The sequence below is a fragment of the Allobosea sp. MMO-172 genome (assembly GCF_037147855.1).
GTDB lineage: Bacteria > Pseudomonadota > Alphaproteobacteria > Rhizobiales > Beijerinckiaceae > Allobosea.
The window spans coordinates 109,701-122,883 of the sequence record NZ_JBBCUM010000013.1 but is presented as its reverse complement, the minus strand read 5'-3'; the positions used below and the strand labels follow the sequence as shown (position 1 = coordinate 122,883).

Here is a 13,183-nt window from a genome sequence, read left to right as displayed (position 1 = left end):
ACGCGCCTGGAGAATGGGAATGCTGCTTAGTCGTTGGGTCCTGGCCGCGCTGGCCCTCACCCTGTCGGGAATGATGCTGTCGCCGGCCTCGGCGCAGGAAGACCTGATCTTCAGGAAATCCACGGTCTGGAAGATGCTGACGCCGAACGACAAGCTCGCCGTCTACGGCGTCGACGATCCCATCGTCGAGGGCGTTGCCTGCCATTACACCGTGCCCGAGAAGGGCGGCGTCTCCGGCATGTTCGGACTGGCCGAGGAGGTCTCCGAGGTCTCGCTCGCCTGCCGCCAGATCGGCCCGATCAAGTTCAAGGAAAAGGCGGACCAGGGCGATGTCGTCTTCCGCGAGCGCCGTTCGCTGGTCTGGAAGAAGATGCAGATCGTCCGCGGCTGCGATGCCAAGCGCAACGTGCTGGTCTATCTCGTCTATACCGACAAGCTGATCGACGGTTCGCCGCAGAACTCGACCTCGACCGTTCCGATCATGCCCTGGGGCACCTCGGGCGAGCCGCCGAAATGCTCGGAATGGATTAAGTAGTGGGCGGGGCGGTTGTCGCCTCGCCGCGTCGGTTCATCCTTCAGGCGCTGGACCCGGCTACGGGCTGCCCCATTTTGGAAGCGATGCTTCGGCTCGACGATCTCGCCGGCTTGCGAAGCCTGATCGGTGGCGATGCCGAAGACGATCCGGATATCGAGCGGAACTACGAATTCGATACCGAGGACTTGCCGGCTTTATGGGCATTCGCGGGTTTCGCGTTTCCCCAGGGCATAGGCACGATCCGCCTCCAGGCATGGCACCCGCTCCGGAGCGTTCCCTATCTCGTCCATACCGGTTTCGAGCTTGCCTTGATGCTGGAGGGACGAAAGCCGCTTTCGGCATTTTCCGACACCGGCCCGGGCGAGTGGCTCGATGATTATCTGATGCCATTCGGCCGATATGTGAGCGAGGGGCGCATTCTACGCAGAGTCGTTGAGAGGGTGTTTCCCGCAAGGCCGAGCAAGAACCTGCGAGAATTGCGCTTGCGCCACATCTTCTTCGCGCTGCCGGGAGAAGAGTGGCGGGTCGACAGTTATCTCGCGATGCTGGGCGCGATGGAGGAAACGGGCTGGACTGAGGTGCTCGAACGCCGCCAGGGAGAGTTGTTGGGCTATCTCGACTGGCAGCGCGACTGGTGGGAGACGCAGCGCAAGGACGCTCTTACTCGCCGCAGGTGATGCTGAGCGGCTGCTCGGCCGCCTGGGCCGGGCTCGGCTTCGTCACCGAGCCGGTGAAGTCCTCGCGGTTGGCGACGCCGAAGGCGACCGCCTTGCCGAAGCCTTGCGACTCGCACCAGGCATTGGCGACGATCTTGCCGCATTCGGCCTTGGTCGAGATGCAGTCGGCGACGCCGTAGCCGTCGCTGGCGGGGATCAGGAAGGTGCGCGGCTCGTTGGCGGCCGCGACCGAGCGGCTGGTCGGCATGACCGACAGCGAAATGCCGGCGATGGCGATCCCGAACAGTCCGACGAGAGCCACGGCGCGGCGCATGAATTCTGATTCCTGATGGGTTGCGGGCGCAGAACCCGCGAATCGGGAGGATGGTTCCGGCCGGTTAAATTTGAATGAACCGCGGCAATCTTGAGGCAATGCTGCATTGCAGCAATCGGGCGCCCTCTTGACGGAAAGCCCGCGGAAAGGCAATCAGTTCCGATCATGACGCGAGCCGCCATCAACAGCACTTGCATTATTTGCCGCTAGCTTTCGCTGGCCGGCTGCTCACGTCCTCGTCCTGAAAAACGAACCGACAAAAGCGCCCCCGGCCAGCGGCCAGGTCGCCCTTTCGTATTTCGCCGTTCGTTTCCCAGGATTTAGCCCCGATGTCGCCGACCCTGAGGCTCTACAACACGCTGACGCGGACGAAGCAGGACTTCGCGCCGATCGATTCGTCGAATGTCCGCATGTATGTCTGCGGCCCGACGGTCTACGACTACGCCCATATCGGCAATGCCCGCCCGGTCATCGTCTTCGACGTGCTCTACCGGCTGCTGCGCCATATCTACGGCGCCGATCACGTCACCTACGCCCGCAACCTCACGGACGTCGACGACAAGATCAACGCCCGCGCGGCGCGTGATTATCCCGGCCTGCCGCTGAACGAGGCGATTGCGAAGGTCACCGAGACGACGACGGCGCAGTTCCATGCCGATATCGACGCGCTCGGCACGCTGAGGCCGACGACGGAGCCCCGCGCCACCGAGCATATCGAGGAGATGAAGGCGATCATCGAGCGCCTGATCGCGCGCGGCGTCGCCTATGTCGCCGAGGAACACGTGCTCTTCCACGTTCCGGCCGTCGCCCATCTCGTCAAGGCGCCGAAATACGGCACGCTCGCCCGCCGCTCGCTCGACGAGATGCTGGCCGGCGCCCGCGTCGATGTCGCGCCCTATAAGCGCGACGCCATGGATTTCGTGCTGTGGAAGCCGAGCCGCGACGGCATCGATCCCGGCTGGCCGTCGCCGGCCGGCATCGCCACGCCCGGCCGCCCGGGCTGGCATATCGAGTGCTCGGCCATGTCGATGGCGAAGCTGCTGACGCCCTTCGGCGGCGGGCTTTCCTGCGACGATCCCGAGAAGAACGTCTTCGACATCCATGGCGGCGGCATCGATCTCGTCTTCCCACACCACGAGAACGAGATCGCGCAGTCCTGCTGCGCCTTCGGCGCCGCGGAAGGGCAGCCGCTGATGGCGAATATCTGGATGCATAACGGCTTCCTGCAGGTCGAAGGCGAGAAGATGTCGAAGTCGCTCGGCAACTTCGTCACCATCAACGAGCTGCTGGAAACGGATGTGTTCGGCGGCCGCAAATGGCCGGGGGAGGTGCTGCGCCTTGCGATGCTCAAAACCCATTACCGCCAGCCGATCGACTGGACGGTGAAGGCGCTGGAGGAGGCGGAGAAGACGCTTCAGGACTGGGCGGAAGCCGCGCAGGGCTCGAAGGCATCCCAGCCTTCGGTCGAGCTGCTCGACGCGCTGGCGGATGATCTCAACACCGCCCGCGTGCTGGCCGAGCTGCATGCCCTGCGCAAGGCGGGCGACCTGCCGGCACTGCTGGCCGGCCTCGACCTGCTCGGCATCGCCCTGCCGGAGGTGGCAGCTCCCGCCGTCGTTGCGCCCGAGGTGGAACGCCTGATCGCCGCCCGCCTCGACGCCCGCCGCGCGAAGAACTTCGCCGAGTCCGATCTCCTCCGCGACGAGCTCGCCGCGATGGGCATCGCCCTCAAGGACGGCAAGGACCCTGCCACCGGCGAGCCGACGACGACCTGGGAGATGAAGCGATGATGACGCGCGCCTCGCGGGAGCCGATCGTCATTGCCGATGCCGGGCCGCTCCTGCGTCTGGCGGCGGCCGGCCTCCTGCCGATGCTGGTGCGGCTCAACCGTCGCATCGTCCTCGTCGACCGGGTCGAGGACGAGCTGGTCGGTGACGAGAGCAAGCCATATGCGGCCGAGATCCGGCGTTGGATCGCGGAGGAGGGCGATGCGTTGATGCGTGTGCCCACCATCGTCGGCGAGGGCATTGCGGCGCTGCGTGCCCGTGCCCGTACACCGGAGGAGGATGCTCGCCTGAAATCGGGGCTGCGCAATTCGGGCGAGCTCGCCTTGCGTGAATTCGTCGATCATTGGCGGCCGGACGATGTGTCTTCGGCTGTCGTGCTCTACGAGGATCGCAAGGTCCCGGGCCTGTTCCTGGAAATCGACTACCCCGTCACATTGATGACGACCCGCGCTTTCGTGCGCACGGTCTCCTCCTGGGGCATCAATGTCGATGCGCCGGCGGCGCTTGAAGCGGTCGCCTCCCTCTACGATCTCAAGCCGGCGATGATTGGCGAGATCGATCCCGAAACTCCTGTCGATCTGCGGCGGCTTCCGGCTCCGCTGGATGAAAAGCCATGACTTCGAAGATTCGCCCGGCGGGCTCGCTCTCCTTCGCCATCAAGCTGGTCATGCTGGCGATGGTCGTGCCGCGCGTCGTCCGCTTCAAATTGAGGCGGGAGCGATGAGCGCGGCACGCGTCCATCTCTTCGACACGACGCTGCGCGACGGCGCCCAGACTACGGGCGTCGACTTCTCGCTCGACGACAAGCGCGCGGTGGCGAGCCTGCTTGACCGGCTCGGCGTCGATTATGTCGAGGGCGGCTATCCCGGCGCCAATCCGCTGGATACCGCCTTCTTCGAGCAGAAGGCGACCAAGCAGGCGAAATTCGCCGCCTTCGGCATGACCAAGCGGGCAGGGCGCTCGGCCGCCAACGATCCCGGCATCGCCGCGTTGCTGGAGGCCAAGGCCGACGCCATCGTCTTCGTCGCCAAGAGCTGGGACTATCACGTCCATGTCGCCTTGGAGATTTCGCTGGAGGAGAACCTCGCCGGCATCCGCGAGAGCGTCGAAGCCGCGAAGGCCGCCGGCCGCGAGGTGATGCTCGACTGCGAGCATTTCTTCGACGGCTACAAGGCCAATCCCGACTACGCGCTCGCCTGCGCCCGCACGGCCTATGAGGCCGGCGCCCGCTGGGTCGTGCTCTGCGACACCAATGGCGGCACGCTGCCGGACGAGGTCGGCGCGATCGTGCGCGAGGTCGCCAAGACCGTGCCGGGCGATCATCTCGGCATCCACGCCCATGACGATTGCGGGTGCGCCGTCGCCAATTCGCTGGCCGCCGTCGAGGCCGGTGCGCGTCAGATTCAGGGCACGCTCAACGGTCTGGGCGAGCGCTGCGGCAATGCCAATCTCGTCACGCTGATCGGCGCGCTGAAGCTCAAGGAGCGCTATCGCGGCCGCTTCGAGCTCGGCGTCAGCGAGGACCAGCTCGGCGAATTGACCCATGTCTCGCGCGCGCTCGACGAGATGCTGAATCGCGCCCCGAACCGGCACGCGCCCTTCGTCGGCGCCTCGGCCTTCGCCACCAAGGCCGGCATCCACGCCTCGGCCGTGCTGAAGGATCCGCGCACCTACGAGCATGTCGCGCCGGAAGCGACCGGCAACACCCGCAAGGTCCTGATCTCCGATCAGGGCGGGAAGTCGAACCTCGTCGCCGAATTGGAGCGCATCGGCGTCACGCTCGGCCGCGACGACCCGCGGCTCAACCGCGTGCTGCAGGAGGTCAAGGACAAGGAGGCGCAGGGCTATGCCTTCGAGGGCGCCGACGCCTCGTTCTTCCTGCTGGTGAAGCGCATCCTCGGCGAAGTCCCGGATTATTTCGCGGTCGAGCGTTTCGCCGTGAATGTCGAGCGCCGCTACAATGCGCTCGGCGAACTCGTCACCTTCTCCGAGGCGATCGTGAAGGTGAAGGTCGGTGACGACCTGCTGATCTCCGCTGCCGAGGGCGATGCCGGCCCGGTCAACGCGCTGGATATCGCGCTGCGCAAGGATCTCGGCCGCTACCAGTCGCTGATCGGCGGCTTGCGCCTCGTGGATTACAAGGTCCGCATCTTCCAGGGCGGCACCGATGCCGTCACGCGCGTGCTGATCGAGTCGGGCGACGAGACCGGCGAGCGCTGGACCACGGTCGGCGTCAGCGCCAACATCATCGATGCCTCATTCCAGGCACTGGTCGACTCGATCACCTACAAGCTGGTCAAGGCCGGTGCGACGGCTTGAGAACCTTCCCGCCGAAAACGCTCGTCATCCCGGGCGGAGCGAAGCGCAGACCCGGGATCCATGCCTGAACCTTTGCCGGAAAGGTTCCGGCATGGATCCCGGATCGGCGCGGCTTCGCCGCTTGTCCGGGATGACGGGGTGGGAGGTGTTAGGTCCTCACTCCGTCAGGCGGATGACGCGATCCTTGCACAGGTCCATATCGGCGTCGCTTTCCGCTTCGTCGTCGAACCGCGCCTGCACCGTATAGGCGCAGCCCTGAGGCTTGTTGAGCTTGAGTGCGACGCTCTTGCCCGGCGCCAGCGGCTTGGCGAGCTTGGCGACGAGGCGGGGCTGGTCGCCCGGCGTCGCGATCGCGAAATTGCTGAGCGGCACGGTGCGCTGGTTGGTGATCGTGATCTGCGGATGCGGCCGGGAATTCTGCGCCGTGGCGGGTAGAGCGAGGAGGAGGGCGGCGGCGATGCCGAGCCCGGAGGCGACAAGCTGTTGAGCCTTCATGGTGTTTCCTTCCCTGATGGCGGGCGTCGAGCGCCAGGGTCGGGATCAGATACCCGTCATAGGGCGATGGCAAGGCAGCTTTCGGGCAGCCCGCCGCATGCTCCCCACGCAACGACATTCTCCGGCAATGGCGCTATATGAACGCGCCAACTGGAATCGTTTGAAAATGTCCGCGCCGTCAGCGCCGCCCCCGGCGCCGAGCTTCCATCGCTCTGCCGTCATCCAGCCGGGTTCCGGCTTCTTCGCCACCTTCCACGCGCTCTGGCCTTATCTCTGGCCGGCGGAGCGTGGCGATCTGCGCGGCCGCGTCGTCGCGGCCTTCGCGCTCATGGTGTGCGGGCGGCTCGTGCTGATGGGCGTGCCTTTCACCTTCAAATGGGTGACGGACGCGCTGGCCGGCACCTATTCGAATCTGGAGAAATGGCTGCCCTGGCTCGTGGGTGCGCCGCTGGCTCTGACGGTGCTTTACGGCCTTGCCCGCGTTGGCGCGGCCGCCTTCGTCCAGATGCGCGACGCCATCTTCGCGCCGGTCTTCATGCATGCGGTGCGCACGCTCGCGCTCCAGACCTTCGGTCACCTCCACCACCTCTCGCTGCGCTTCCATCTGGAGCGCAAAACCGGCGGGCTCACCCGCGTGCTGGAGCGTGGGCGCAACGGCATCGAGGAGATGGTGCGCCTCGGCCTCAACCAGCTCGTGCCGGTCATCATCGAGGTCGCGCTGATCATCGCCGTGCTGCTCTATTTGTTCGACTGGCGCTACGTCGTCGTGCTGGTCACGATGGTCACGGCCTACATGACCTACACCATCAAGGCGACGGAGTGGCGCATCGCCATCCGCTCGGCGATGAACGAGTCGGATACCGACGCCAACGCCAAGGCGATCGACTCGCTGCTGAACTACGAGACGGTGAAGTATTTTGGCGCCGAGGCCCGCGAGACCGCGCGCTACGACCAGTCGATGGCGCGCTACGAGCGCAACTCGATCAAGTCCTACACCTCGCTCGCCTGGCTGAATTTCGGGCAGGCCGCGATCTTCGCGGTGGGGCTGACGCTGTCTATGGTGATGGCGGTGCGCGGCTTCCAGGCCGGCACCAACACGGTCGGCGACCTCATCCTGATCAACGCCATGCTGATCCAGCTTTACCTGCCGTTGAATTTCATGGGCACGGTCTATCGCGAGATCAAGCAGGCGACGCTCGACATCGCCCAGATGTTTTCGCTGATCGGCCGCGATCCCGAGATTCAGGACAAGCCCGGTGCAAAGCCACTGGCGGTCCCGGCCGGCGAGGTCGCCTTCGAGGACGTGCATTTCGCCTATGTGCCGGAGCGGCCGATCCTGCGCGGCGTCTCGTTTAAGGTCCTGCCGGGGCAGACCGTCGCCATCGTCGGCCCGTCCGGCGCCGGCAAATCGACGATCTCGCGCCTGCTCTTCCGCTTCTATGAGCCGCAAGGAGGCCGCATCCTGATCGATGGCCAGCCGATCGCCGATGTCCAGCAGGTCTCGCTGCGCGCCGCCATCGGCATGGTCCCGCAGGACACGGTGCTGTTCAACGACACCATCGAGTACAACATCCTCTACGGCCGCCCCGAGGCGACGACGGCCGAGGTCGAGGAGGCCGCGCGCCTTGCCCAGATCGACCGCTTCATCCGCCTGCTGCCGGAAGGCTATGCGACCTCGGTCGGCGAGCGCGGCCTGAAGCTCTCGGGCGGCGAGAAGCAGCGCGTCGCCATCGCCCGCACCATCCTGAAGGGCCCGCCGGTGCTCGTCCTCGACGAGGCGACCTCGGCGCTTGATTCCTTCACCGAGAAGGAAATCCAGGACGCGCTCGATCGGGTCAGCGAGGGCCGCACGACGCTGGTCATCGCCCATCGGCTCTCGACCGTGGTCAATGCCGATGAGATCATCGTGCTCGACAAGGGCCAAATCGTCGAGCGTGGCCATCATCGCGATCTCCTCGCCGCTGACGGCGTCTATGCCGCGATGTGGAACCGCCAGCGCGAGGTCGACGAGGCCAAGGCCACACTCCAGCGCGCGACCGAGGCCGAGGGCGAGAGCGTCCGGGTAACGCTGACCTAAAAGCTGGGCCGGCACGCGCCGGCCAGTTTGAAACCGCTCGCAACTGCGATCTGTTTCCTGCATGCTGCCCCGGCAAGGTGAAGCTGGGGGGCTGCCATGTTCGATCCGACCACGTTCGTAGGTTTCCACACTTGGTTGAGCCTGATCGCTATCGTGGCCGGATTTCCGGTGACCGCCGGGCTGCTCCAGGGGCACACGCGGCCGGGCTGGACCGGAATCTTCCTGTCCACGGCCTTCGCCACGAGCACGACCGGCTTCGGCTTTCCGTTCAACGGCGTGCTGCCCTCCCATATCGTCGGCGCGATCCATATCGTGCTGGTCGCGATCGCGGCCTACGCGCTCTATGGACGACGGCTTGAAGGCAGCTGGCGCCGCGTCTACGCGATCATGGCCGTGCTCTCCTTCTACCTGCTGGTCTTCGTGCTCGTCGCGCAGCTCTTCGGCAAGGTTCCGGCCCTGCATGCGCTGGCGCCGACGCAGTCCGAGCCGCCCTTCGGCATCGCTCAGGGCATCGTCCTCGTCGTCTTCGCCCTGCTGACCTGGAAGGCGGCGGTTCGCTTCGTCCAGGTGCCGCACCGGGCAGCCTGACCGGGACGGCTGCGACATCGCGCCGTCCACCGGCGCGCACCGGGGCTTTCCCTTCGCGCCGGAACCTCCTAAATCAGCGCAACGCTCGCTGCCGGCCTTCGGTGGCGACCAAGCCATTCCCGTGCGCCCGGCGCCGGCAGCCCAACGGAAACCGCCTCATGTCTCTCGTCGATTCCGTCCGCAAGGTGATCGTGCCCATCCACAAGGAGGGCTATGTCTTCATCGCGATCGGCCTCGTGTCGACGATCATCCTCGCCAATCTCTGGTCGCCCTTCGGCTGGATCGGCGCGATCATCACGATCTGGATCTGCTACTTCTTCCGCGATCCGATCCGCGTCACGCCGCAACGCGAGGGGTTGGTGATCTCGCCCGCCGATGGCCGCATCAGCCAGATCGCGCAGTCGCTGCCGCCGCCGGAGCTTGAGCTGCCGGCGGAGCCGATGACCCGCATCTCGATCTTCATGAACGTCTTCGACTGCCATGTGAACCGCGCCCCCGTGCCCGGCCGCATCGCCAAGATCGCCTATACGCCCGGCCTCTTCCTCAATGCCGAGCTCGACAAGGCGAGCGATGACAACGAGCGCAACGCGCTGGCGATCGAGACCAAGTCCGGCATCGTCGGTGTCGTCCAGATCGCCGGCCTGATCGCGCGCCGCATCGTGCCCTTCGTCAAGGAAGGCGATGTGCTCGGCACCGGCGAGCGCTTTGGCCTGATCCGCTTCGGCTCGCGCGTCGACGTCTACCTGCCGTCCCATGTCGTGCCGCTGGTCGGCGAGGGCCAGACCGCGATCGCCGGCGAGACCGTGCTCGCCGATCTGACTGGCAACGAGCCGGTGGCGCGCAGCTTCCGCGATATCTGAGGAAGAGTGTCATCCCGTGCGCGCTGCGGCATGCGAATGCCGCTGCGCAGACACGGGATCGCCCGCCGAATGGGGCGCCCATCCTCGACGCTGCCGACAAGAACCCCTTCTCCGGATGACGATCCCGCATCTGTGCCGCGGCACTGCGCGCCGCAGCGCGTGCGGGATGACATGTGTCGGTGCCTAGCCTGCGCCCCCAAAACCGCGTATTCCGGCTGACATGAGCGACCTGTTCCCTCCCTTCGAGCCCGAGCGCGCCGAATCCAAGCGTGCCCGTTTCAAGCCGATTCCTTTCCGGCTGCTGGCGCCGAACGTCATCACGCTGCTTGCGCTTTGCCTCGGCCTCACCGCGATGCGCCTTATCGTGGAGGGCAAGCTCGAAACGGCGACGATCTGCATCCTGATTGCGGCGGCACTTGACGGTGTCGACGGCCGTCTGGCCCGCATGCTCAAGGGCACTTCGCGCTTCGGCGCCGAGCTCGATTCGCTCTCCGATTTCGTCAATTTCGGCGTCGCCACCGGCTACGTCCTGTGGATCTTCGTCCTGCACGACCTGAAGTCGTTCGGCTGGATCATCGTGCTGACCCTCGCCTGTGCCATGGCGCTGCGTCTCGCGCGCTTCAATGTGATGATCGACGATCCCGATCGTCCGGAATGGCAGAAGAACTTCTTCGTCGGCATGCCGGCCCCGGCCGGTGCGATCACGGCCATGTTGCCGGTCTATCTGCACATGATCGGCGTGCCCGTGCAGGAATACGGCGCGCTCTTCGTCGGCATCTACATCCTGTTCATCGCCTTCCTGACGATCTCGCGTATCCCCTGCTATGCCGGCAAGACGCTCGGCACGCGTGTTCCGCGCAATCAGGTGCTGCCGATCTTCGTTGCCGTGGTGATCGTCGCCGGCCTGCTCTTCGCCTACACCTTCGAGGTGCTGGCGGTCGTCGTGATCGCCTATCTCGCGCTGATTCCCGTCAGCGTCGCGCGTTACCGCAAGCTGGAGCGCGAGCATGCGCAGCAGGCGTCGTTGCCCGTGACGGAAGCCGCGCCTGAAAGCCAGGGCTGATCGTCAGTTGAGCCTTAGCGGCGATAGCCGCTGAGGCGCGCCGCATTGGCGCGGGTGCGCCGGGCGAAGGGCTCCAGCGTGCTGTCGGCAGCCTTGACTGCCGCCGTCGCCAGATCGACCTGCCCGAGCGGGTTGAGCGCGAGACCCCACCAGAAGGCCGCCGTCGCCTGCGTGGCGGCGAAGCTGCTCTCAAGCACGGCAGAGACCTTTTCCGTCACGGCCTTGGTCGCCTCGCGCTGGCCGCGGCTGTCACCGAAGGCGCCCTTCATCAGCAGCGGCATCCGCATCGCGATGGTCAGTCCGGCCTCCGCCTGCATCGACATCAGGCGGGCCGCGAGAACCTGCGCCTCCGCCCCGGTCGCAAGGGCGGAGCCCGTCGATTTGCGCGTGCGGGCCATGAGGGAAACTCCGGTAGATCGGCGCCACCAGAGAGCGGAGCGCCGAGGGGAGGGAAGTCTGCCGTCAACGGCGCGGCTTGGCAATGCCTGGTATACCAGTGCCCCGCATGGATTTCAGGCAGCCGGGCCGGGTGCTCAAATGGGGAGCACTCAGCCGGCTTCGCGTTTCCGGGTGGATTTATCGGGCTGCCGAAATGCTCTAAAGGCTGATCCGGTACCGATCCCGGCGCCCCAATCCTGTCGAGCAGCCTGTTGAGCCTTTTCTCCTCTCCCAAGCATCCCGGCTGGCGGCCGATGCTCGTTCTCGCATCGGCCTCGCCGCGCCGCCTCGCACTGCTGGAGCAGGCCGGGCTGAAGCCGGACGCGCTTCTGCCTGCCGATCTCGATGAGACGCCACTAAAGGGCGAGCGCCCGCGCGATCTCGCCCGCCGGCTGGCGCGCGAGAAGGCGCAGGCCGCGCGCGAGGGCGCCAGGGCGCGGGCCGACCTCGAAGGCTGCTATGTTCTCGCCGCCGACACGGTGGTCGCCGTCGGCCGGCGCATTCTCCCCAAGGCCGAGATCGTCGATGAGGCGGCGGCCTGCCTGCGTCTGCTCTCGGGCCGCGCGCATCGCGTCTATACCGGCGTCGCGCTGGTGACGCCCTCGGGTGCGATCCGGGATCGGATCGTCGAGACGCGCCTGCGTTTCAAGCGCCTCTCCACCGAGGATATCGAGACCTATCTCGCCTCCGGCGAATGGCGCGGCAAGGCCGGCGGCTATGCCGTGCAGGGCATTGCCGGCTCCTTCGTCGTCAAGCTCGTCGGCTCCTACACGGGCGTGGTCGGCCTGCCGCTCTACGAGACGGTCAATCTCCTGGGCGGCGAAGGCTTCCCCATCCGCTTCGGCTGGATGAACGCAGCCTGACACGGCGCCGATGCGGGTTGCCTGATCGCGCCTCGCGGCTGATCTTGCGGCCGGGAAACGCGTCGATGAGAGGGAAGCTGAGATGACGGGACGTCTGAGCGGCAAGGTCGCGATCGTGGCCGGGGCGGGGTCGATCGGGCCGGGCTGGGGCAATGGCAAGGCGACGGCGACGATCTTCGCTCGCGAGGGTGCAAGGGTCGTCTGCGCCGATATCAACCGCGACGCGGCCGAGGAGACCGCCGGCATCATCCGCAACGAGGGCGGCGAGGCTTTCGCCCTGCAGGCGGATGTGACGAAGGCGGAGCAGGTCGCCGGGCTCGTCGGCCAGGCGCTCGGCCGCTATGGCCGCATCGACATCCTCGACAACAATGTCGGCATCGCCGAGGTCGGCAGCGTCGTCGATCTCTCCGAGGAGGTTTGGGAGCGCGTCTTCCGGGTTAATCTCACCGGCGCCTTCCTGGCGATGAAGCACGTCATCCCGGTGATGCAGCGCCAGTTCGAGGAGACGGGCGAGGGCGGATCGATCATCAACATCTCGTCGATCGCCTCGATCCGCCATACCGGCGTACCCTATGCCAGCTATTCCGCGACCAAGGCGGCGCTGAACCAGCTCACCCGCACGACCGCCGTACAATATGCGCCGCAGAAGATCCGCGTGAACGCGATCCTGCCCGGCCTGATGAAGACGCCGATGGTCGAGCACTCCGCCGGCCTGGCCGACGTCTACGGCAAGGGCGATGTCGATGCGATGTGGGCCGCCCGCGCGGCGCAGGTCCCGATGGGGCATATGGGCGAGGCCTGGGACGTGGCCAATGCCGCGCTCTTCCTCGCCAGCGACGAGGCCCGCTACGTCACCGGCATCGAGCTCGTCGTCGATGGAGGAATCACGCTCAAATATGACTGACAACGACAACGCCCCGCCGGCCCCGAAGCCCTGTCCGATTTGCGGCAAGCCGGCGGTCGCGCGCTTCAAGCCGTTCTGCTCCTCGCGCTGCGCCGATATCGACCTCGGCCGCTGGCTCAAGGGCAGCTACGTCATTCCCGGCGAACCCATCGACGAGGCGGAAGAAGGCGCGCCGCAGCAGCGCGAGCGCGAGGACTGAAGCGCCACGACATGGATTGAGTTCCACCCCCGCGTCGGTGCAAGCTGGGGCGCCTGCCCGGCACC

15 protein-coding genes are annotated in these 13,183 nt (G+C 66.2%); 12 read left to right on the top strand and 3 right to left on the bottom strand.

The window, feature by feature from the left end:
- Positions 1-70 precede the first annotated feature (70 nt).
- The gene (locus tag WFK61_RS19035) at positions 71-535 is read left to right on the top strand and encodes a CreA family protein (protein ID WP_336813702.1); all 465 of its coding nucleotides are present in this window, start codon (positions 71-73) and stop codon (positions 533-535) included.
- Positions 535-1,212, top strand: coding sequence for a hypothetical protein (locus WFK61_RS19030; protein ID WP_336813654.1), 678 nt, complete (start codon positions 535-537; stop codon positions 1,210-1,212). The genes WFK61_RS19035 and WFK61_RS19030 overlap by 1 nt, the downstream gene beginning before the upstream one ends.
- Here WFK61_RS19030 and WFK61_RS19025 read toward each other — a convergent pair.
- On the bottom strand, positions 1,196-1,525 hold the full coding sequence (locus tag WFK61_RS19025; RefSeq protein WP_336813653.1) for a hypothetical protein: 330 nt from the start codon (positions 1,523-1,525) through the stop codon (positions 1,196-1,198). The two genes, WFK61_RS19030 and WFK61_RS19025, sit on opposite strands and share 17 nt — an antisense overlap.
- A gap of 329 nt (positions 1,526-1,854) precedes the next feature.
- Between WFK61_RS19025 and cysS the strand changes: the two genes are divergently transcribed.
- The 3 genes from cysS (at position 1,855) to cimA (ending at position 5,631) form a co-directional block, all read left to right on the top strand.
- On the top strand, positions 1,855-3,315 hold the full coding sequence (cysS, locus tag WFK61_RS19020) for a cysteine--tRNA ligase (RefSeq protein WP_336813652.1): 1,461 nt from the start codon (positions 1,855-1,857) through the stop codon (positions 3,313-3,315).
- Positions 3,312-3,929, top strand: a complete 618-nt coding sequence (locus WFK61_RS19015) for a hypothetical protein (RefSeq protein ID WP_336813651.1) — start codon at positions 3,312-3,314, stop codon at positions 3,927-3,929. Before cysS ends, WFK61_RS19015 begins: the two co-directional genes overlap by 4 nt.
- A gap of 103 nt (positions 3,930-4,032) precedes the next feature.
- Positions 4,033-5,631 carry a citramalate synthase gene (gene cimA, locus WFK61_RS19010; RefSeq protein ID WP_336813650.1) on the top strand — a complete coding sequence of 533 codons (1,599 nt, stop codon included), beginning with the start codon at positions 4,033-4,035 and terminating at the stop codon, positions 5,629-5,631.
- 156 nt (positions 5,632-5,787) lie between these two features.
- On the opposite strand, the gene WFK61_RS19005 is transcribed toward cimA, so the two are convergent.
- Positions 5,788-6,126, bottom strand: coding sequence for a hypothetical protein (locus WFK61_RS19005; RefSeq protein WP_336813649.1), 339 nt, complete (start codon positions 6,124-6,126; stop codon positions 5,788-5,790).
- A 166-nt stretch (positions 6,127-6,292) separates the two neighbouring features.
- On the opposite strand from WFK61_RS19005, the gene WFK61_RS19000 reads away from it, so the two are divergent.
- The 4 genes from WFK61_RS19000 (at position 6,293) to WFK61_RS18985 (ending at position 10,714) form a co-directional block, all read left to right on the top strand.
- A complete protein-coding gene (locus tag WFK61_RS19000) occupies positions 6,293-8,203 on the top strand; it encodes an ABCB family ABC transporter ATP-binding protein/permease (RefSeq protein WP_336813648.1) in 1,911 nt (636 codons plus the stop codon).
- 168 nt (positions 8,204-8,371) lie between these two features.
- Positions 8,372-8,791 carry a hypothetical protein gene (locus tag WFK61_RS18995; RefSeq protein ID WP_336813647.1) on the top strand — a complete coding sequence of 140 codons (420 nt, stop codon included), beginning with the start codon at positions 8,372-8,374 and terminating at the stop codon, positions 8,789-8,791.
- Between the two features lie 101 nt (positions 8,792-8,892).
- A complete protein-coding gene (locus tag WFK61_RS18990; RefSeq protein ID WP_336813646.1) occupies positions 8,893-9,651 on the top strand; it encodes a phosphatidylserine decarboxylase in 759 nt (252 codons plus the stop codon).
- Positions 9,652-9,871: 220 nt separating this feature from the next.
- Positions 9,872-10,714 carry a CDP-alcohol phosphatidyltransferase family protein gene (locus tag WFK61_RS18985; protein ID WP_336813645.1) on the top strand — a complete coding sequence of 281 codons (843 nt, stop codon included), beginning with the start codon at positions 9,872-9,874 and terminating at the stop codon, positions 10,712-10,714.
- Between the two features lie 14 nt (positions 10,715-10,728).
- Here WFK61_RS18985 and WFK61_RS18980 read toward each other — a convergent pair whose 3' ends face one another.
- The gene (locus WFK61_RS18980; protein ID WP_336813644.1) at positions 10,729-11,112 is read right to left on the bottom strand and encodes a hypothetical protein; all 384 of its coding nucleotides are present in this window, start codon (positions 11,110-11,112) and stop codon (positions 10,729-10,731) included.
- A gap of 294 nt (positions 11,113-11,406) precedes the next feature.
- On the opposite strand from WFK61_RS18980, the gene WFK61_RS18975 reads away from it, so the two are divergent.
- From WFK61_RS18975 to yacG, 3 genes are all read left to right on the top strand, one after another.
- On the top strand, positions 11,407-12,015 hold the full coding sequence (locus WFK61_RS18975) for a Maf-like protein (RefSeq protein ID WP_336813643.1): 609 nt from the start codon (positions 11,407-11,409) through the stop codon (positions 12,013-12,015).
- A gap of 82 nt (positions 12,016-12,097) precedes the next feature.
- Positions 12,098-12,919 (top strand): SDR family NAD(P)-dependent oxidoreductase, encoded by an 822-nt coding sequence (locus WFK61_RS18970; RefSeq protein WP_336813642.1) that lies wholly within the window; start codon positions 12,098-12,100, stop codon positions 12,917-12,919.
- Positions 12,912-13,118 (top strand): DNA gyrase inhibitor YacG, encoded by a 207-nt coding sequence (gene yacG / locus WFK61_RS18965; protein ID WP_336813641.1) that lies wholly within the window; start codon positions 12,912-12,914, stop codon positions 13,116-13,118. Before WFK61_RS18970 ends, yacG begins: the two co-directional genes overlap by 8 nt.
- The last annotated feature ends 65 nt before the right edge of the window (positions 13,119-13,183 follow it).

What these genes read in the sequence shown, in the direction of transcription:
- WFK61_RS19035 (WP_336813702.1), top strand. Translation starts at nt 71, where the DNA reads ATGATGCTGTCGCCGGCCTCGGCGCAGGAAGACCTGATCTTCAGGAAA.
- WFK61_RS19025 (WP_336813653.1), bottom strand. Translation starts at nt 1,525, where the DNA reads ATGCGCCGCGCCGTGGCTCTCGTCGGACTGTTCGGGATCGCCATCGCC.
- cysS (WP_336813652.1), top strand. Translation starts at nt 1,855, where the DNA reads ATGTCGCCGACCCTGAGGCTCTACAACACGCTGACGCGGACGAAGCAG.
- WFK61_RS19015 (WP_336813651.1), top strand. Translation starts at nt 3,312, where the DNA reads ATGATGACGCGCGCCTCGCGGGAGCCGATCGTCATTGCCGATGCCGGG.
- cimA (WP_336813650.1), top strand. Translation starts at nt 4,033, where the DNA reads ATGAGCGCGGCACGCGTCCATCTCTTCGACACGACGCTGCGCGACGGC.
- WFK61_RS19005 (WP_336813649.1), bottom strand. Translation starts at nt 6,126, where the DNA reads ATGAAGGCTCAACAGCTTGTCGCCTCCGGGCTCGGCATCGCCGCCGCC.
- WFK61_RS19000 (WP_336813648.1), top strand. Translation starts at nt 6,293, where the DNA reads ATGTCCGCGCCGTCAGCGCCGCCCCCGGCGCCGAGCTTCCATCGCTCT.
- WFK61_RS18985 (WP_336813645.1), top strand. Translation starts at nt 9,872, where the DNA reads ATGAGCGACCTGTTCCCTCCCTTCGAGCCCGAGCGCGCCGAATCCAAG.
- WFK61_RS18980 (WP_336813644.1), bottom strand. Translation starts at nt 11,112, where the DNA reads ATGGCCCGCACGCGCAAATCGACGGGCTCCGCCCTTGCGACCGGGGCG.
- WFK61_RS18975 (WP_336813643.1), top strand. Translation starts at nt 11,407, where the DNA reads ATGCTCGTTCTCGCATCGGCCTCGCCGCGCCGCCTCGCACTGCTGGAG.
- WFK61_RS18970 (WP_336813642.1), top strand. Translation starts at nt 12,098, where the DNA reads ATGACGGGACGTCTGAGCGGCAAGGTCGCGATCGTGGCCGGGGCGGGG.
- yacG (WP_336813641.1), top strand. Translation starts at nt 12,912, where the DNA reads ATGACTGACAACGACAACGCCCCGCCGGCCCCGAAGCCCTGTCCGATT.